Raw genomic sequence first — 18146 nt, 5'->3', positions numbered from 1 at the left:
ATACTATACACTGAACCGGGAGCGGCGTCTAATGTGACTTTTGCTAAATTACTTTGATCAATAAATTTGTTCTTTTCTGTTAACTGTGGAATAATTATCAGTATGAAACACACGAAAAATAAGTGGGGCAGGCTGCTTCTTGTGTTTCTCATCGGGATTCTTTTTCCCTTGTCCTTATCGGCGGAAGATCATCTGATCTTAGGCGCCAATCCCATCGGATCTCTGCCCCTGGGTTCCAGCTCTGATTCGTTCAAATTCGGCTTCGGCGGTCAGGTCGATCTGAAGTATTCATTCGGGGAGAAGAAGATCTTCAATGCCGGATTGAAAACCGGTTATCTATACCTTCCCCTGGCTGTCGCTGACGGCGTTTCTCTTATTTTCATAGGAGCGGGCCCTTTAGTAAGGCTTCCCGTTTCTCAAAGGATTTCCCTATCTCTGGAAGCATCGGCCGGTTATTACTACTGGTTTCCAACCGGATGGGGAACTTCAACTGATAACGGCGGGGGATTTACCTATGACGCCGAGTTTTCAGGAAGTTTTTCCATTAATGATACTCTCTCGATTCACGCGGGAATCGGTTACGGTTTCTACAATAACCTCTATAACGGTCTGAGCTTCTCGATCGGAACTAAAATCAATCTTATCGACATTACCTATCCGGAAAGAGCTCCCCGGGTGGAAAAACCCAAGCCGCAACTTCTGGATGAAAAAAATGACGGAGTCGAGCTTTCCGAATTTGCTCTCGACCCGGTATATCCCATTCTCTATAAATACTATGACAATAATCCCATCGGTACGGTCTCTCTGCTCAATTATGAAAAGTCGGATATCAGCGATATAAAAATCACCTTTTTTGTTGAGAGGTACATGGACAATCCCATGGATGTCGGGGCTCCTCCCCAGTTGGGAAGCAAGGAAAAAATTGATATAGACCTATACGGATTGTTTACAGAAGATGTCATGACGATTACGGAAGGGAATAAAGCTTCGGCTCAGATCATACTTGAATATACGCTGAAAAATAAAACCTACAGCCAGGAATATAATCCAGTCATAGAGATATACAACAGAAATGCCCTGACCTGGGATGATGATAAGAAAATCGCCGCCTTCGTCAATGCGAAAGACCCGGCCATTCTCACTTTCTCCAGGAACATTACCAACTGGATGCAGGAGGAGAAGAACAGCTTCGTCGATGAGAATCTCCAGAAAGCCATGGTGATTTTTGAAGCGGTGAAGAACAAGAACATCCGTTACGAAATCGATCCGGCCACCCCCTTCTCCGAGATGTCGGGAGAAAGCCGGGCTGTGGATTTTCTTCAATTTCCCCTACAGACCCTGACATACACAAGCGGAGATTGCGATGATTTATCCATCCTTTTCGCATCGCTTCTTGAAGCGTCCGGTGTGGAAACTGCTTTTATCACTATTCCCGGTCATATTTATATCGGCTTTGCCCTTAAAATGAGTCCTGTTGCCGTCCGGCGGTCCTTCGCTCAGTCAGATAACCTGATTCTCACTGAGGATAAAGTGTGGTTCCCGCTCGAGATTACTATGGTTCAGAGGGACTTTCTCGATGCCTGGGAAACCGGGGCGAAAGAATGGCGCGAGAATAACTCCAGGGATCAGGCCTCTTTATACCCCACCCGGGAAGCCTGGCAGATATATCAGGCTGTGGGATTCAGCGAGAATGTCTCGAATGTCGATCTGCCGCCGAAGTCAACTGTTCTTAGTGGATTTTCCGATTCGCTGAAGAAATTTATCAACAGGGAAATCTATCCTCAGGTGGCGAAAATTCAGGCTCGGATCCAGGAGCAGGGGGATCAGGTCAAATTCAGAAACCAGCTTGCCGTTCTCTATGCGAAATACGGTTTGCTCGATATGGCTGAAAGGGAATTTAAAAATATTCTGGGAACACGGGAGTATCTGCCGGCACTGGTTAATATGGGAAATATCTACTATTTAAAAGAGGACTATCTCAGAGCCCTGGCATTCTTTGAACGGGCGGAAGCAGTCGATTCGGACAATAAAGCCGTGGTTTTGAGCATGGCCAGGGTCCATCATGAACTTGAGAATTACGGAATGGTCCGGCAGAAATTCGCTCAGCTGGAAAAAATCGCACCTTCATTGGCTCTGGAATATGCCTATCTCGATTTGAGAGGAGATGAAGCGGCTCGCGCCGCGGAGATCAGCGGGGCGGGAAATATGATTCTCTGGGAGGAAGAAGAATGAAAAAGCGGCTGATTTTACTTTTTCCTCTGGTTTTTATGTCATTAATCGTCTCCTGTGATATTGCCTCACCTTATATCGATGCGATTCTGGTCAAGATAGATGAGGATAGTGAGGGGGGAGGAGGGGATGCTGATCCAGAAGTTGCAAAAGTAGGAAATTTTTCTGCTGTTGCAACTGCCCTCGATTTAGGAGTATCTAGTTCAATACAATTAACCTGGGATGATGCGGTGGCGACAGATAATCAGACAGAAGCAGTTGAAATAATCATAAGAGTTAAGCAAGATACGAATCCAACTGGACCTGCTGATGGAGAAGAAGTATACATCGGTTCCGCTCTTTTATCGGAATACATCTTTTCCGACTTTATGATAGGGGCTCTCTATCACTTCGGTATATGGACAAAGGATGCCTCAGCGTATATTTCAGAGGGACAATTTGACTCAGCCTCTATTCAGATCGCATACTATAAAGCATCTCTTGACGCTTATACCGATCCTTACCAAAGTGCCAGCGGACCTATTTTTTCTCCAGCTGAATTATATGCCGGTTCCGATGGTGTAAATCTGCACTCTTATATTAATTTCCCTTCAGTTGATGTCGAAAACGTGCTTCAAGCTTTTTTTTCAATTGGGATACAAAGTCCCGGAAACGTAATAGCAGTAGATATCGGAAGAATTAGCCAGAATTGGAATACATCTTCAACTTTTGATGATTTGTTTTATGGTTCATATGTCGATATCGGGTCCTGGAATTCGGATACTTCCCCTATCTTTATGGATATAACAACGACAGTTGAATATTGGAAAAACAATTCCTGCTATGGGCTGAGGCTCTTTGATAACGAAGGAGAGTACAGAGCTGTGCTTAACAGCTTGCAGGATTTTGTCAATTATCCGGAATTAAAAGTGTATTATGGTAGTGATTAAACTATTCACTGAACAGCTTTCTCCCTCTTCACCCTCACGGGGCACTTCTCCGGCTCGGTAAACCACTTACAGGGACGGCACCCGATGCACAGCTCAATCTCTTCTCCCTTTCCGGCAAGTGTTCTTTCCGCCCATCGGGGATCACAGAGAATCGCTTTGCCCACGGCAACCATATCAATCAATCCGGTCTCTACAGCCGATACCGCTTCTTCGGCTTTCTTTATGCCCCCGACTCCGATAACGGTGAGGCCTGTGGCTCTTTTCACATTGGCGCCCATATTTAACAGGGGAGAGAACCTGTCATCATCCAGCTCATCAAGTTTCGGAATGCTATGGGCGCTGGAAATGTTTACTATCTTTATACCCATGGCTTTGAGTTTTTCCGCTGTATCGATTCCTTCTTCCAGAGTCAGCCCTTCCTTTTCAGCAGCTCCGAGCCGGATGGAAACAAGAGCCCGTCCGTTCACCGCTTTTTCAACCAATGAAAACAGTTCCAATATAAATCGCTGCCGTCCCGAAAGGGAGCCGCCGTATCCGTCCGTTCGTTTATTGGTTAGGGGAGAGAGAAACTGGGTGCCCAGATATCCGTGCGCGCCGTGTAATTCTATGTATTTATACCCTGATTCAACAGCTCTTTCCGCCGCTCTGGCAAAATCCCTCTGGATTCTGTGAATATCCTCCACAGTCAGTTCGCGGCATTCCTTTCCTTCCTTCACACCCTTTCGGGAGGGAACGAGCGGGAGCAGGCCGTAATTTGTTTTCACCGTGGCTTTACCGCCTGCGTGGTGTATCTGAATTCCCGGGACCGATCCGTTGCTTTCTATCAAAGCTGCCAGTTTTTTATGTCCTTCGATCTGATTGTCATCAAAAAGGCCCAACTGGGTTTCCGATAATCTTCCTTCAGGTGATACGGTGGTCGCCTCAACTATCATCAGGCCGGGGCCTTTCCTGTCTCCATAGTGCTTCAGATGTTTTTCATTCACTTTTCCGCTTTCATCGGAAAACCATGTGGCAAGCGGAGCCATAACAATTCGATTGGGTATTTTCAGCCCGTGAATATCAAGTGGTGTGTGTAAGCTTTTCATAGGAACAGAATAAAAGTTTTGCCTTTAACCGTCCAGAAGAATCAGTCCTTTTCCCGGAAAACCATCAGGGCTCCCATAGCTTTGGGGAATCCCACTGTGGGAGCAACGAGAAGTATGGCGTGCTCGATCTCCTCGGGAGTGCAACCAGCGGCCAGAGCCTTTTCAATATGAGTGTGAAGGGCAAAATCATACTGCGAGGCGGCGGAAACGGCTATTTTGATGAGCCAGCGCGTTTTTTCATCGAGGGGACCGCCTTTTTCATGAAGCAGCTGGCCGAAATGGTCATATGCCTCGGCTATCTCTTTGTGCTTTTCTCTGAAATAGCGGAAATTCTCTACTTTGATCTTTTCTTTCTTTTTCATAGGGACCTGCCTTTTCTTACAGTATGAAACAGGTCCCCGCTCTTCGCTACTTAATATGAGAGAATTTATGGATTGTCGTATGTCTGTAAACCTCGCCGGGATTCAGAATGATGGAAGGAAAGTCCTTCCTGTTGACTGAGTCGGGATACATCTGAGTTTCCAGACAGAGGGCATAGTGCGTATCCAGTCCCATCTGTTTCAGTCCTCCGAGGAAATTGCCGCTGTAAAACTGGACTCCCGGTTCAGTCGTCAGAATCTCCATAGCCCGGCCGCTTCCCCTGTGTTCCAGATAAATGCGGTTGGAGGGAGTCTCTTTTTTTTCTGCTGAGAGATTGAAGTTATGATCAAAGCCTTGTGATTTTTCCAGATCCGGTCCGATCTGTTTGAGTTTCCGGAAATCAAAAGGAGTGCCTTCAACCTTCCGTATCTCGCCTGTGGGAATGGAGACTTCGTCGACGGGAAGATAACTTTCCGCTTCGATCTGAAGATAGTGGTCGTGAATGGTTTCCCTGTGCTCGCCGCTCAGGTTCCAGTAGGCGTGGTTTGTCAGATTTACGGGTGTTCTCTTATCGGTTACCGCTTTATAATCCATAATCAGTTCATTATCCGCCGTAAGCCAGTAAATCACTTCCACTTCCAGATTCCCGGGATAATTTTCTTCTCCGTCACGGCTCAAGTAAGTGCAGCGGACGCCGGTTCTGTCTGTCTCTTTAAGGGCTTCAATGTTCCAGATGACTTTGTCATAGCCTTTCGCTCCGCCGTGAAGATGATTGCATCCCTGATCGTTGACCGACAGCTTATATTCCTTTCCATCGAGAACATAGGCTGCCTTTCCGATTCTGTTGCCAACGCGGCCTATAGTCGCGCCGATAAAGGCGTCCTGCTTCTCATAATCCGAAACCGAACCGAAACCCAGAAGGCATTCTTCCTGCTTACCCTTCCTGTCTGTCATTTTCAGAGAGGTAAGTGTCGCTCCGTAACTGATAAGCGCCATTTCCAGCCCTTTTTCATTATTTATCCGGATCCCGCTGACCTTCTCTCCTTCCTTCGTTGTTCCAAAATCAAAATTCTCAACTTTCATCTCTTCATCCTCTCCAGAAATTCACTATTGTATTATTCATCTGCTCTTCATTCCGGCAGTACTGTATTCGGCTCCAATAGGGGGGATAGAGTTTTCTCGTTTCGTTCCATCCGTATCGGCTGTCGATCAGAAGAATCAGTCCTCTGTCCTTTTCGCTTCTTATCACCCTTCCCGCCGCCTGGAGAACTTTATTGAAGCCGGGCAGCCGGTAAGCGTAATCGAAACCTCTCTCACCGTTCGCTTCATAATATTTTTTATAGAGATCTCTTTCAACTGAAATTCCCGGCAGCCCCGGTCCGACTATCATCACACCTATCAGCTTTTCCCCTTTCAGATCGATCCCCTCGCCGAATATGCCTCCCATAACGGCGAAAGCCAGCAGACTGTCTGCGCCGTCCCGGGAAAAACGGTCCAGGTAGGATGATCTGTCCTCTTCGGTCATCCCGCTTTCCTGAAGGTGAATGTCCCTTTCGGGATAATGATTCCGGAAAAACTCCACGGCCTGCTCCATATAAGAATAGGAGGGAAAGAAAACAATGTAATTGCCCTCTCTGACGGAAAAGGCCCTCTCTATGGCGCTGCAAAGAGCGGGCAGGGATTCTTCTCTCTTATTGTATCGCGTTTCAATATCGGTGCGGATACAGATCGAACAGTTCTCCTCGGGAAAAGGGGAGGGAAGGGACAGAAAAGCGATCTCCTGTTCTCCGAAGAGTGTCCGGCAGAAGTATTGTGAGGGAATAAGGGTCGCTGAAAAAAGGACGGAACTCCGGAACTGTTTGAACGCTTTCTCCAGCAGAGGGGCAGGGTCCATATTGAGAAGGGAAAGAGTCAAACAGCTTTGACCTTTTCGTCTTATCAGAACGGTGTGCTGTTCCCCCGCCAGTTCGCTGATCCGGTAGAAACGCCTCATTTCAAAAGTCAGATCAAGAACAGTCTGTCCTGCATCTGTACTGTCCGCTTCCTCCAGGAATAAGCCGACAGCTTTGCGCAGGGCCTCGGGTATTTTGTCCCGTTCATCCCATTTCCTGTTTTCCTCTTTCAGATTTTTCATTTCTTCAAGAAGGATTTTGTTAATCTTTTCAAGCCGCCTGGCCAGAACCGGGTGGCTCTCCTTCACTTCCCGCTTAACTTCCAGTATGGCTTTTTTATTTATCGAGGCGCTGAACATATCCCGGCTCCTGTCGGGAAGGTTGTGTGCTTCATCGGTCAGAAGGAAATAATCTTCCCCTCTGCCGAACTGGAAATAGCGCTTGAGTTTTACAAGCGGGTCGAAAATGTAGTTGTAATCGCAGATGAGCAGATCCGAGACAAGAGAGATATCCAGAGAAAGTTCGAAAGGACACATATGGTGTTCGACCGCCAGTTCCTCCACTTTTTCTCTATTGAACAGAGTGGATTCCTCCAGGCTTTCCAGTACTTCTGATAATTTACCGTAGTAGTTCTCCGCCCAGCTGCATTCATCGGGTGCGCACTTCCTGCCGGGATTGAAGCATATTTTCTGTTTGGCCGTGAGCGATACGGCCCGGCATTTCATTCCCGTGCCGAGAAGATCCGAAAACGCTTCCTCCGCTGCCAGCCGCCCGGGAGTCCGGGCCGTGGCATAGAAGATTCTGTCTCCCAGATTTTCTCCCAGGGCCTTGAAGGCGGGAAACAGAGCTCCCATAGTTTTACCCGTTCCCGTTGGCGCCTCGACCATCAGTTTTCCCTTTTCACGCAGGGTTCTATAAACGGCTACCGACATCTCTCTCTGGGGACCGCGGAAATCGCCGTAGGGAAAATCAGCTCCGCGAATGGATTCATTCCTGTCTCTGTTCCGTTCGACCGAACGACTCCAGAGAAAAAGGTAGGATGATGTCAGTTCCATGATGAAGGGGGCGGCATCATCGGGGGTGACGGTTCGTGAGAAGCTTTTTTCCTCACCTGTTGTCATATGATAATAGGTCAGCTGTATATCGGTTTTATCCAGGTCCTCTTCCCTGCAGTAAAGCCAGGCATAAGAGAGGAGTTGAAGCCGGTGTTCTTCGGGCGTTTCTTCCCAGGAGGGAGGAAAGCTCTCCGTGACGGTTTTTATCTCTTCGATCAGCGGACGTTCCCGCAGATCCGAGGCGGGCAGCAGGCCGTCCATCCTGCCGTCGACGATCAGCACAAGTTCTTCCGACTTGAACTCACCGGAGACTTTTACCTCTTTCTGGTAGTCATCACCTCTCGATTCCTGGACGATTTTGTGTCCTTTCGTTCCCTCGACAGCCCGGCGGTTGGACCATGATTCGGTGACCAGGTCTCCCGAGAGGTGAACGGCAGCGATCAGCTCTCTTACCGATATATGCCTCGGATCGGTCAGTCCCATGAGAGCCTGTGGAGTTTTCCTTCTTTCTGCAGAAAATCAAACCCGCATTGCCGCATCACTTCATAAGCCATGATGGCGACTGAATTGGAGAGATTGAGAGACCGCGCTTCGCCGATCATGGGGATTCTGACGCAGTTCGCTCTGTGTTTGACAAGCAGTTCCTCCGGCAATCCCTTCGATTCCTTTCCGAAGATCAGATAGACAGATTCATGGGAGGTGTAGAGGGGCTCGTCGTAGGTCTTTTCCGCTTTGGTTGTGGCAAAAACATGAAGACCTTCAGGATTTTTTCCGAAAAAATCCTCCAGATCGTCGTAATAATGGATATCGAGCAGGTGCCAGTAATCGAGTCCGGCGCGGCGGACCGATTTTTCATCCACCGAGAAGCCCAGAGGCCGGATCAGATGAAGAGACGCGCCGGTGGCGCTGCAGGTCCGGGCGATGTTTCCAGTATTCTGGGGAATTTCCGGTTCGTGGAGAACAATATTGAGATTCAAAGCTTTACTCCGGAAGGGGTCTGTTCTGCAGGCTCTGTACTTTCTGTACATTCATAACAGCGGGGATGGATCGGATACTCTTGGCCACTTTTTTCTCGTCCTCCATCCGCTCCAGTTCAACCGTGAAGAACCCCAGGAGGTCTCCCCGCTCTGTTTCATCGAGGGAGCCGGAAATAAGATGGCCCCGGTTTTTTCTGATGGCCCCTTCAATTTCCGAGAAAAGGTCGTTCCGGTATTTGGAATGGATCCGGAAGCGCTGGGTGAATTTGGTGGAGACGGTTTCCCATTCCACATAAACTTTCCGCTCATCGAATTCCTTGATGTTTTTCAGATTCGAGCAGTTCGATTTGTGAACGATGATGCCCCGGCCCCTTGAAACGAAACCGATAATATCATCTCCCGTTGTGGGGTTGCAGCACTGGGCCAGGTGGATCATAAGATTTCGTTCGTTGTCTATGGTGATGCCGACTTTGGTTTTGTCCAGAACCTTGTTCTGAAAAATATGGGTGTACTCTTCTCCCTCTTTTTTCGTCTCTTCCGGTTCCTTAGAAGGCGGCGGATGATGAGCTTCCTTTTTATGGGCCACGATATTTCTATCGATAAAGACGCCGGATTCGTTTTTATTGAGCCAGTGCCGGATTTTGGACCGGGCTTTATAGGTTTTGACATAACGCAGCCAGTTTACGTGGGGATGGGCTGAAGGGCTGGTCATGACGGATATAGTCTGGGTGCTTCTCAGAGGCTTGGTCAGGGGGATGATGGCACCGTCCGCTTTGGCTCCCATGCAGTGATGTCCCACATCGGTGTGGATGCGATAGGCAAAGTCAATGGCCGTGGATCCCTTGGGCAGTTCGATGCTGTCGCCCTTAGGCGTAAAGACATAAATGGAGTCTTCCAGAAGCTCCTTTTTAATAGAGTTCATGAACTCTCCGGAATCCAGCTTCTGCTCGTTCCAGTTTTTGAGCTGATTGACGAAATTTATATCCGAAGGTTTGCCCGATTCAACCGTTTTGCCCTCTTTGTAGAGCCAGTGCGCGGCGATTCCGTATTCGGCCGTCTTGTTCATATCGTAAGTTCGGATCTGAATTTCCAGCGGCTTGCCGCCATAACCCATAACGGACGTGTGGAGGCTCTTGTAATGATTCTCTTTGGGCATGGCAATATAATCTTTGAAACGTCCCGCAAGGGGAGTCCAGAGCTGATGAACAATACCGAGCAGAGTATAACATTCCACCTGATCGTTGCAGAGAATCCTGATTCCGAGGAAATCGTATATCTCGCTGAGATCTTTTCCCTTGGTCTTCATCTTGCGGTAGATGGAATAGAAATGTTTGGCTCTGGTTTGAACCTTTATCTGTATTTTCTGTTTTGAAGCTTCCCGGTAGATGTCTTCTTCAATATGTTTGAGAAAATCGGAACGGGCTTCCTTTTTGTGATCTATGAACTCTTTAATCTGATAATAAACATCGGGGGATGTGAACTTGAGGCTCAGATCCTCCAGCTCGGACTTGAGCGAATAGATACCGAGCTTCCCCGCGATGGGAGCGTATATGTCCAAACACTCTCTGGCTATGCGCTTCTGTTTGTCTTCCGGCATGTACTGGAGCGTGCTCATATTGTGACGCTTGTCCGCCAGCTTTATGAGGATGACCCGGATATCCTTCACCATGGCAAAAAACATCTTTCTGATGGTTTCCGATTCCTGAACATTGCGGTTCTTGGCATTGACGATATTGATTTTCGTAACGCCGTTGACAAGCTTTTCCACTTCGGGACCGAAAATCTCTCTCAATTCGGGACGGGTGATCTGCGTATCTTCCAGAACATCGTGCAGCAGGCCCGCCTGAATCGTATGGTGGTCCATATAAAGACCGGCGAGAATTTCGGCGACGCGGATAGGGTGGATGATATAGGGTTCGCCGCTGCGGCGTTTCTGTCCCACATGCTGCCTTTCCGACCAGCGGGCGGCGCGGACCACTTCGTCCTGCTGCTCCGTCGTCATATAGGAGACTTTATCTCTGAGAATCTGAATCTCTCTGTCGATATCGTCGACTGTGACCAGTTTACTTTCAGACATTAACCGGTCCTTTTCTACCGCAGATGACTCTGTCCAGTCCGGGCAGATCTTTCAGTACGGCGATATCTCTGAATCCTTCGCTCTCCATACAGACCTTCATGCTTTCCATCTGGGCGGGATGCGCTTCAATAAGCAAGTATCCCCCCTCATTGAGGTAATCGGGTGCCTCCCCGATTATTATCCGTATCAGATCGAGACCGTCGTTCCCGCCGTCGAGGGCGAGGGCGGGCTCCTTCCAGCCTTCTTCCATCCTCTCTTCCGTCTCGCCGGTGGTGAGATAGGGAGGATTGGTGACAATTATATCAAAAGTCCCCTCGATTTTTTCAAAAAGAGAGCTTTTTGTAAAGTTAATACTCCCGTCGGCCAATGTACAGTTATTTATGGAAAAAACCTTTTCAGCCACAGGAGAAATATCGGAAGCGCTGACATTCAGAGAACTGTCCGAATTTTTCAGTGAAACCGCAATACAACCGGTTCCCGTACACATATCGAGTACATCTTTCAGCGCTTTATCCTTTTCCGTCAGGGAGAGAACTGTCTCCACCAGCAGTTCCGTATCGGGGCGGGGGCAGAGAACACCCTCTTCCACATGAAAAGGTAGGCCGAAAAACTCCTTGGTTCCCGTCAGATAAGCGACAGGATGATGATCCAGACGCATTTCTATGAGTTTTCCGAACATCTTCAGAGCCTCATCGGGAACATCGTCCGGAAGGGATGCAAAGAGTTTCTCTCTCGTTATATTCAGGCAGTGGCATAGAATCAGCGAGCTGTCGAGACGGGCCGTATCGATAGCCGCTTCACTCAGTCTGCCGGAGCCCTCATTCAGAACTTCACGTACTGTCATTCACCCTTTTGCAGCGCTTCTTCCTGAGCGCTCATCTTCAGGGCATCGATGATCTCTCCGATGTTCCCCTGCATAATTGTATCCAGTTTGTAGAGAGTCAGGTTTATCCTGTGGTCGGTACAGCGCCCCTGTGGGAAGTTGTATGTCCTGATTCTCTCGGATCGGTCACCGGAACCGACCTGGCTCTTTCTGTCGGCAGCCCTTTCGGCATTCTTTTTCTGCTCCTCCATCTCCAGAAGTCTGGAACGGAGCACCCGGAGAGCTTTCGCTTTGTTTTTTATCTGAGACTTCTCATCCTGCTGGGAGACGACCAGTCCCGTAGGAAGGTGGGTAATCCTCACAGCGGAGTCCGTCGTGTTTACACTCTGGCCGCCCGGACCGGAGGACCGGAACACATCGATTTTCAGATCTTCATTCTTTATTTCAATATCGGTTTCTTCAGCTTCCGGCAAAACTGCTACTGTGGCCGCGGAGGTCTGAATTCTTCCGCCCGATTCGGTAATGGGGATTCTCTGTACCCTGTGTCCGCCGCTCTCATAGCGGAGATCGCCGTATACGCCCTTTCCGTTAATGGAGAAGACTATTTCCTTGAAGCCGCCCAGCTCGATCTCGCTGGAGCTCATCACTTCGATTTTCCATCCCTTGGATTCGGAATAACGGCTGTACATACGGTAGAGGTCCGCCGCAAAAAGTGCCGCCTCATCCCCGCCGGTTCCTGCGCGGATTTCCATAATGATGTTTTTGCCGTCGAGCGGATCTTTGGGGACGAGGAGAAGTTTGATCCTGGCCTCCATGGATTCAACCGAACTCTCCAGTTCCTTGATCTCCTCTTTAGCCATCTCCTTCATCTCCGGATCGGACTCTTCGGCGATCATTTCCCTGGCATCGGCCAGCTCTTCTATCATCTTCTTATATTCCAGATAGGCATCATCGATATCTTTGAGGTTGGAGTACTCCATCATCAGCTCTTTATAGCGTTTCTGATCGCTGATGACAGCGGGGTCGGATATCATTTTTTCCACTTCGCTATAGCGGTGGTGCAGTTTTTCCATTTTATCCAGCATTTCATACTCCTTTAAGGAGTACATTTATAGCAGAAATGCCAAAAAAAAACAATTTCTAAAAAAGAGTATTGTTTTTCCCATATATTGTGTTAATTTGGACACATATGGCAGAAGATCGCGATTTTACTCAGTGCAGGAAGTGTAAATACTTCGTAGAGGATGATGACTCTTTGAAAACGGTGATAGAGTACTGCATCATTCTGGGTGCCAATCTGGATACCAGCGGTCATTGTCCGGAGTTCGTGGCGCTTAAAAAAGACGCCGATGCCGAGTTGGTCGGGTAGATGATATGAAACTCTGCATTCTTCTTGCAGCGATAGAATAATCAGGTTTTACTTTTCCCTATATAATTCCATACCTCGACTGAAGCACCAGCATAGGGCTGTTTGTATTTTGCTTTAACAATAAATAATAGTGATGCCAATTGTATAACGCAGGGGGCTAATGACTACCCCCTGCTTTTCAGTCAATTTTGAAAACCCCTATCTGATCGCTGATTTCATGAATCTCATCATTTATGCTGTTAACCGACGCATTTAAACCTAACATGGCTTCATTTATCTGCCCTATACCGATATTGATCTCCTTTACCGCATTAACAACGAAAAGGGAGATGTCCTTAAGTTCTACTGAAGTGTTTTCTACTTTCCTGATGCTGGAGCTCATACGTCCTGAACTCTCACGAACCTCAATAGATATATCCCGCATAGCAGCAACAGAACTGTTGATTTCCTCCGCACCGGCAGCCAGTTCTTTCATGGCCCCTGTTATCTCTGAAAAGGCCTCTTCCGTATCTGTAACTGTTTCCTCAACATTAGCGAAGACTGCCATGGTGGAGTCGACCGATTGCTTCAAATCCTTCATTGCATCGCTGTTTTTTTGAAGAGTGGCATTTATGGATTCGGCGTATGAAGCAGCAGATTCCGCCAGCTTTCTGATCTCTTCTGCGACAACACCGAATCCGCGACCTGCATCGCCGGCATGGGCAGCTTCGATGGACGCATTCATGGAAAGAAGATTCGTCTGGCTGGCTATATCATTAATCATTCCGGTTATGGCGAAAATATCATCAATGTTTTTGGTTAACCCGATCACCCCGGCAATTGTCTCTTCCATCTCCTGTCTGCCGTGAACGGTGAATTCCATCATTTTGTGGACCGAATCAATTTTCTCTTCCGCTTTCCTGGCAACGCTTTCGATGGATGAAACCATCTCTACAACAGCTGCAGTCGATTGCTCGACAGCGGATGACTGGTTTTCCACCTGAAAGTCCAGATCCTGGATATTTCTGCTTATTTGCATGATCGCACCGGCGGCTTCATCGACTCTGCCGTTGAGCTGTTCCACCTGCCGCTCTATGGAAGAGGAATTGGCGCTGATTTCCGTCAACGAAGAGGAGGTTTCCGTCGATGTGGCCAGAAGCTCGTCACTGCTTTTTCTGGTCGAATCGATGGAACCGCGGATCTTGCCTATTATATTCCGCAGTTTCTGGCTGAACCGATTGAAAGAAGAAGCCAGTTTGCCCACTTCATCCTTTGATTTGACTTCCAGTTCCCGTGTCAGATCTCCTCCTCCGTCTGAGATCTCTTCCAGTGCTGCGGAAGTAATGTCGATAGATCTGGAGAGAGCTTTTCCCCCTGCTATGGAAGCTGCGGATATGAGCAGAAAGAGCAAACCGATAAATAGGGACGTAAATGATCTGATCTTCAACAATCTGCTGTTCAGATTCTCCGTAAAAGCCTGGATCTGAAGATCAATATCATCTGTGTAATTGCCTGTTCCGAAAACCCAGTCTCGGTCGGGGTAGAAGAGAGAGTATCCCCTTTTGGGAAGAGGGATGTCGGAACCGGCTTTGGGAAACCAGTAATCAGTAAAGCCACCATCGGTTTTTTTCGAGTTGGCGATGATATCGCGGATAAGATAGTTGCCTTTTACATCCTGTAGATCATACCGGTTTTGTCCTTCCGAATCTTTGCCAAGCAGGATGATATTTGTCCCATCTGACGAGTCGACCCAGAAATACCCGTCTTTGCCGTAACGAGCCTCTCTGATTATGTGTTCTGCTACAATATCGGCCTGTGCGGCAGACAGGATTCCCTGTCTCTCCAGTTCCTTCAAGGAGTCGACCATGGATATGGATGTCTCCACCTCCCAGCGAATACTTCTGTCAAAGCCTTCCCGCATTACTTTATCCAGAGTGGATATTCCCTCTTCTGCTATGCTGCTTGTCGTATATAAAGATATATAGCCCATAGCTGCCGTCATAATTATGCCGACAAAAATCATGGAAAGTGCAATCTTAAACCATACTTTTTTCATTATTACAATTTATCCTGATATTTTTATTTATAAACTTTAGTATAATTGACAAATCGGGGAAAGTATAGAATATCCTCTTCTGCCTGTATCGGGCTTCAGGAAAGATGGCTGAATCAAGTCAATCGATATGCGGAAACCATATGAGTCTTATCAGGATCTGTTATATCTTTTTTTAGCAGCCTTCGTGGGAAACAGTTTGGCAAAGACTTCCTGCTGGTGCTTCAGTATCCTGTCTGAGCATTTTGAGCAGATCTCTTTTTCCAGCCCATCGCCCAGATCGAAATGATGGAGAAATTCATCGTACCTATCAATAACAGCGCCGCACAAGGCGCATTTTTTATCTTCCACAGCTACATGACTATGGTCTGCTGCGTGCTCGCCGTTCCGCCTCCCGGCTGGGGGGCTTTGGCAGCGGCTTTGCTCTGATGGTCCTTGAGAACCTGGCGGAAAAGTCCGAAGAAGGAGCCGCAAGTCCCGCCGATGATATGGGAGATCTGTGATATATCGTCGTACTTGAAGGCGGCGAAAATTTCCCGCGCCATATAAAGCGATATTATAACCAGAAAGGTAAGGGGGATTTCCCCTTTCCGGATATTGGTGAAGGAGGAAAGGACGATCATCATAAATACCAGACCGCTGGAGCCGACCAGTTCGGTGGGAAAGAAAAAGGCGTTGATAAGGCCGTTGATGACCGAGGTGATAAACATCATGAATACGAGGCTTCTCGATCCGAACCGCTCTTCGAGAATCGGTCCCAGAAGCAGGATCAGTGTCAGGTTGCTGAGCAGATGATCCCAGCCGATATGTCCGAAGGTGTAGCTGAAAACTCTGGTGTAAGCCGGAATGTTATCGTAGCGGAAGGTTGTCGACCCCTCGGCGGTGAATAACCCGTCGATCAGTCCCGGCACGAGATATTGGTCTGCCGCCACGACGGCTGTGCATATAAGGGCGAAGGTGAGAGTCACCGGCGCATTGTATTTCAGTTTCATGGAATAACCTCAATTATTATTTCGGCTTATGATACCCCGCAGATTAGGTATTATCGCCTCATAATTTCAGTCCATTGCGAAAAGTGATGTTTTCTTCTGATTTCTATCCCCTTCTTTTCATTATTCCGGTGACTATCATCATGAAACTTGCAAGAAAGAGCAAAAGCAGAATGAGTCCTGTTCCGGCTGCGATGTGTTCCCGGCTCATGTCGGAGTAGTTTCTCTCCGGGTATATATCCAGGAATGAGCCAGTGTCATCCGACCGGTTGAAACTTTCCACTATGCCGCTGACTGCAACCGGTCTGTTGTTGTTTTCGTAATAGGCTTTAAGCTGGCTCAGCTTCGCCACGGCAGGTACAGTATCATAGTATTGTATGTCATTATTGGAAAAATAATCATTGGATTTTGAGAATACCATGAGATCCTGCGGTCTGAGATTGAAATCAACCGAATCAAAATTAAATAGATTCAGAGTGAAGCTCTCTACATCCGGTTCGGCTTTTTTCATGGCTCTTCCTGTCAAGTCGTTGAGAATAGCCTGTTCTCTTGTGAGAAAACTGTCGATTGCGCCGGTTATATCTTCTGCTGAAAGAGCTTCCATCTCCGGGTCCGGCGATGCTTCGACATCATGAAAAAAGTAATCCACCATTCTTTGTAAAAAGGAAAATTCCTCATTATCGTGAAAAACATCTTCAAAATCAGCAAAACTTCTATTTTCAGCAATGGTTAGATACATTAAGAGGAAATTGTAATACTCCTCATTGCTGTTCGCCCGGAATGCTGAAAGATTGATCATTTCCGAGGTTTTCTGAAATGAGATCAGTTCCCCGAGCCTGCTTTCAACCATTTGGAGATCGAGGACGATTTCCTCCTGCGCGCCGGCAAGCCTTTTTCCATTTATCCATATCGATCCGTCTTCACCGTATCGACTGGCGGGAAAGGTCTTTACATTGGTAAACTCCACTTCCTGACCTGTTGAAAAATCATATGAGGCAATCTCTTCGAATGAATCAAATTCCTTTTGTAGTCCGGAAGTTGCGTAGTATCTGTAAAGATTTTCGATTTTATCCACTCCGTCTCCTGCAGTGAGAAAAAGGATTATGTCAATTAAGATGAGAACCGACAGGAGGTAAAATCGCGAGTAGCTGGCAAAGGATCGGCTCATGCTGTCCCTCTGAATGGAAGTAATCGAATCCAGAGAGAGGACTTTCAGGTGGTGTAAACCCTTATCCATCGGATAGGCTTCCACGCTTGCTATCTTCCCCGGCTGTACGGAACTCTTCCACCAGGAGGGGAAAATGAGTTCGAATCTTCCCATATAATACCGGGGGTAATTGTCTGTTCCCTGATTTTCCACCATGCCTTTCAGGGTCATGAGCTTTTTCCCGAATAATCGGGAAGAAAAGGGAGCGCGCGGGCTGAATAATAAGATTAAGGAAAACAGGAGCATGAGGGAACCCGGGAGGGCTGCTATTATCGAAGGAATGAAGATCAAAGCCAGGAGAGACAGGAAAGCACCAAGAGAGGGGAGGATTCTCATATCTCTGTTAAGATATGTTTTTTCCTCAACAGTCAGTTCTCTGTTTCCGAAACGGATACTGCCTTCATCAGTTTCCATACTGCCGGAAAGAGGCGAATCTGTTTCCGTGCCGCTTTTAAGAAAGGATTTCAACTCCGATTCTTTCAGACAATTGTAAATCCCGTTCAATTTCAGGATATAAGCGGCCCGCTTTTTCTTATGGAAAACGATTTCCCCTGTATTCTCCTCCTGAAAATTCTTTGCAAGTTCGCCATCGGCGGTAACTTCGAAATTTCCGATAAAGTGTGTAGTAACAGAACTTCCGTTTGTCCTGATGACCGAAGCGCTGTACGGTCCGCTAATCTCAAATACAGGAGATCCGGGACTGATTTCCTTTCCGTAAAGATTCTTTAGTGCAATGCTTTCTTCAGAACTGATTTCCCTGACGGGCTGCATCTCCTTCAGAGAGATTTCAGCCGCTTTATTCAATTTATTTTTTTTATATAAATAAGTGATCAGATTATAGAGGGACAGGACAGTGATAAACAGAAAAAGAATGATTCTCAATGATTCCAAGAAAAGACTCCACTTTTAAAATGAAATATGATAATAGTTTATCGTTTAATTATCGACAAGCCCCCGACTGGTTGCTTCGATCGCCTGTACTGGCCGGCAATGACCCGGGATAGGTCTTTTATCAGTTATGTGAAGAATAAACCGCTCAATGCGGCCAGTTAAACAGGAAAGAAAAAGGCTTTGTCAGGACATAAGAGATTTGGTCTTATCACCGCTTAATTTTCTGTCGAT

15 protein-coding genes are annotated in these 18146 nt (G+C 47.4%); 3 read left to right on the top strand and 12 right to left on the bottom strand.

The window, feature by feature from the left end:
- Window positions 1-102: 102 nt before the first annotated feature.
- Complete coding sequence (locus HNR50_RS16445) at window positions 103-2232, top strand: hypothetical protein (RefSeq protein ID WP_184747883.1); 2130 nt, start codon at window positions 103-105, stop codon at window positions 2230-2232.
- Window positions 2229-3158 (top strand): hypothetical protein, encoded by a 930-nt coding sequence (locus HNR50_RS16440; protein WP_184747882.1) that lies wholly within the window; start codon window positions 2229-2231, stop codon window positions 3156-3158. Before HNR50_RS16445 ends, HNR50_RS16440 begins: the two co-directional genes overlap by 4 nt.
- Window positions 3159-3163: 5 nt before the next feature.
- Here the strand turns inward: HNR50_RS16440 and HNR50_RS16435 are convergent, their stop codons facing one another.
- The 8 genes from HNR50_RS16435 to prfA are packed head-to-tail and all read right to left on the bottom strand — an operon-like array spanning window position 3164 to window position 12512.
- Window positions 3164-4243, bottom strand: coding sequence for an oxidoreductase (locus HNR50_RS16435; protein WP_184747881.1), 1080 nt, complete (start codon window positions 4241-4243; stop codon window positions 3164-3166).
- A 41-nt stretch (window positions 4244-4284) separates the two neighbouring features.
- A complete protein-coding gene (locus tag HNR50_RS16430) occupies window positions 4285-4605 on the bottom strand; it encodes a carboxymuconolactone decarboxylase family protein (protein ID WP_184747880.1) in 321 nt (106 codons plus the stop codon).
- 46 nt (window positions 4606-4651) lie between these two features.
- Window positions 4652-5686, bottom strand: coding sequence for an aldose epimerase family protein (locus HNR50_RS16425; RefSeq protein WP_184747879.1), 1035 nt, complete (start codon window positions 5684-5686; stop codon window positions 4652-4654).
- Between the two features lie 4 nt (window positions 5687-5690).
- Complete coding sequence (locus tag HNR50_RS16420; RefSeq protein ID WP_184747878.1) at window positions 5691-8033, bottom strand: ATP-dependent DNA helicase; 2343 nt, start codon at window positions 8031-8033, stop codon at window positions 5691-5693.
- The gene (locus HNR50_RS16415; protein ID WP_221439915.1) at window positions 8024-8527 is read right to left on the bottom strand and encodes a tRNA (cytidine(34)-2'-O)-methyltransferase; all 504 of its coding nucleotides are present in this window, start codon (window positions 8525-8527) and stop codon (window positions 8024-8026) included. The genes HNR50_RS16420 and HNR50_RS16415 overlap by 10 nt, the downstream gene beginning before the upstream one ends.
- Before the next feature lie 4 nt (window positions 8528-8531).
- The gene (locus HNR50_RS16410) at window positions 8532-10604 is read right to left on the bottom strand and encodes a RelA/SpoT family protein (RefSeq protein WP_343060214.1); all 2073 of its coding nucleotides are present in this window, start codon (window positions 10602-10604) and stop codon (window positions 8532-8534) included.
- The gene (gene prmC / locus HNR50_RS16405) at window positions 10597-11448 is read right to left on the bottom strand and encodes a peptide chain release factor N(5)-glutamine methyltransferase (protein WP_184747876.1); all 852 of its coding nucleotides are present in this window, start codon (window positions 11446-11448) and stop codon (window positions 10597-10599) included. Before prmC ends, HNR50_RS16410 begins: the two co-directional genes overlap by 8 nt.
- Window positions 11445-12512 carry a peptide chain release factor 1 gene (gene prfA / locus HNR50_RS16400; protein WP_184747875.1) on the bottom strand — a complete coding sequence of 356 codons (1068 nt, stop codon included), beginning with the start codon at window positions 12510-12512 and terminating at the stop codon, window positions 11445-11447. The genes prmC and prfA overlap by 4 nt, the downstream gene beginning before the upstream one ends.
- Window positions 12513-12616: 104 nt before the next feature.
- Between prfA and HNR50_RS16395 the strand changes: the two genes are divergently transcribed.
- Window positions 12617-12796 (top strand): hypothetical protein, encoded by a 180-nt coding sequence (locus HNR50_RS16395; RefSeq protein WP_184747874.1) that lies wholly within the window; start codon window positions 12617-12619, stop codon window positions 12794-12796.
- Between the two features lie 178 nt (window positions 12797-12974).
- On the opposite strand, the gene HNR50_RS16390 is transcribed toward HNR50_RS16395, so the two are convergent.
- The 4 genes from HNR50_RS16390 to HNR50_RS16375 all read right to left on the bottom strand — a co-directional run bounded on the left by HNR50_RS16390 (window position 12975) and on the right by HNR50_RS16375 (window position 17915).
- Window positions 12975-14831 carry a methyl-accepting chemotaxis protein gene (locus tag HNR50_RS16390; RefSeq protein ID WP_184747873.1) on the bottom strand — a complete coding sequence of 619 codons (1857 nt, stop codon included), beginning with the start codon at window positions 14829-14831 and terminating at the stop codon, window positions 12975-12977.
- 150 nt (window positions 14832-14981) lie between these two features.
- Window positions 14982-15179, bottom strand: coding sequence for a hypothetical protein (locus tag HNR50_RS16385; RefSeq protein ID WP_184747872.1), 198 nt, complete (start codon window positions 15177-15179; stop codon window positions 14982-14984).
- 2 nt (window positions 15180-15181) lie between these two features.
- Entirely contained in the window at window positions 15182-15820 is a 639-nt protein-coding gene (locus tag HNR50_RS16380; RefSeq protein WP_184747871.1) for a rhomboid family intramembrane serine protease, read from the bottom strand.
- A 103-nt stretch (window positions 15821-15923) separates the two neighbouring features.
- The gene (locus tag HNR50_RS16375) at window positions 15924-17915 is read right to left on the bottom strand and encodes a hypothetical protein (RefSeq protein WP_184747870.1); all 1992 of its coding nucleotides are present in this window, start codon (window positions 17913-17915) and stop codon (window positions 15924-15926) included.
- Window positions 17916-18146 lie beyond the last annotated feature (231 nt).

Origin of the sequence: Spirochaeta isovalerica (assembly GCF_014207565.1) — a bacterium.
Classification (GTDB): domain Bacteria; phylum Spirochaetota; class Spirochaetia; order DSM-2461; family DSM-2461; genus Spirochaeta_F; species Spirochaeta_F isovalerica.
Note: the sequence above shows the minus strand (reverse complement) of the source record. Positions and strands in the feature narration are given on the sequence as shown.

Excerpts from the sequence above, each read along its gene's own strand:
- HNR50_RS16410 (WP_343060214.1), bottom strand. The coding sequence starts at position 10,604 with ATGTCTGAAAGTAAACTGGTCACAGTCGACGATATCGACAGAGAGATT.
- HNR50_RS16435 (WP_184747881.1), bottom strand. The coding sequence starts at position 4,243 with ATGAAAAGCTTACACACACCACTTGATATTCACGGGCTGAAAATACCC.
- HNR50_RS16420 (WP_184747878.1), bottom strand. The coding sequence starts at position 8,033 with ATGGGACTGACCGATCCGAGGCATATATCGGTAAGAGAGCTGATCGCT.
- HNR50_RS16445 (WP_184747883.1), top strand. The coding sequence starts at position 103 with ATGAAACACACGAAAAATAAGTGGGGCAGGCTGCTTCTTGTGTTTCTC.
- HNR50_RS16395 (WP_184747874.1), top strand. The coding sequence starts at position 12,617 with ATGGCAGAAGATCGCGATTTTACTCAGTGCAGGAAGTGTAAATACTTC.
- HNR50_RS16390 (WP_184747873.1), bottom strand. The coding sequence starts at position 14,831 with ATGAAAAAAGTATGGTTTAAGATTGCACTTTCCATGATTTTTGTCGGC.
- prmC (WP_184747876.1), bottom strand. The coding sequence starts at position 11,448 with ATGACAGTACGTGAAGTTCTGAATGAGGGCTCCGGCAGACTGAGTGAA.
- HNR50_RS16380 (WP_184747871.1), bottom strand. The coding sequence starts at position 15,820 with ATGAAACTGAAATACAATGCGCCGGTGACTCTCACCTTCGCCCTTATA.
- HNR50_RS16440 (WP_184747882.1), top strand. The coding sequence starts at position 2,229 with ATGAAAAAGCGGCTGATTTTACTTTTTCCTCTGGTTTTTATGTCATTA.
- HNR50_RS16430 (WP_184747880.1), bottom strand. The coding sequence starts at position 4,605 with ATGAAAAAGAAAGAAAAGATCAAAGTAGAGAATTTCCGCTATTTCAGA.
- HNR50_RS16425 (WP_184747879.1), bottom strand. The coding sequence starts at position 5,686 with ATGAAAGTTGAGAATTTTGATTTTGGAACAACGAAGGAAGGAGAGAAG.
- prfA (WP_184747875.1), bottom strand. The coding sequence starts at position 12,512 with ATGCTGGATAAAATGGAAAAACTGCACCACCGCTATAGCGAAGTGGAA.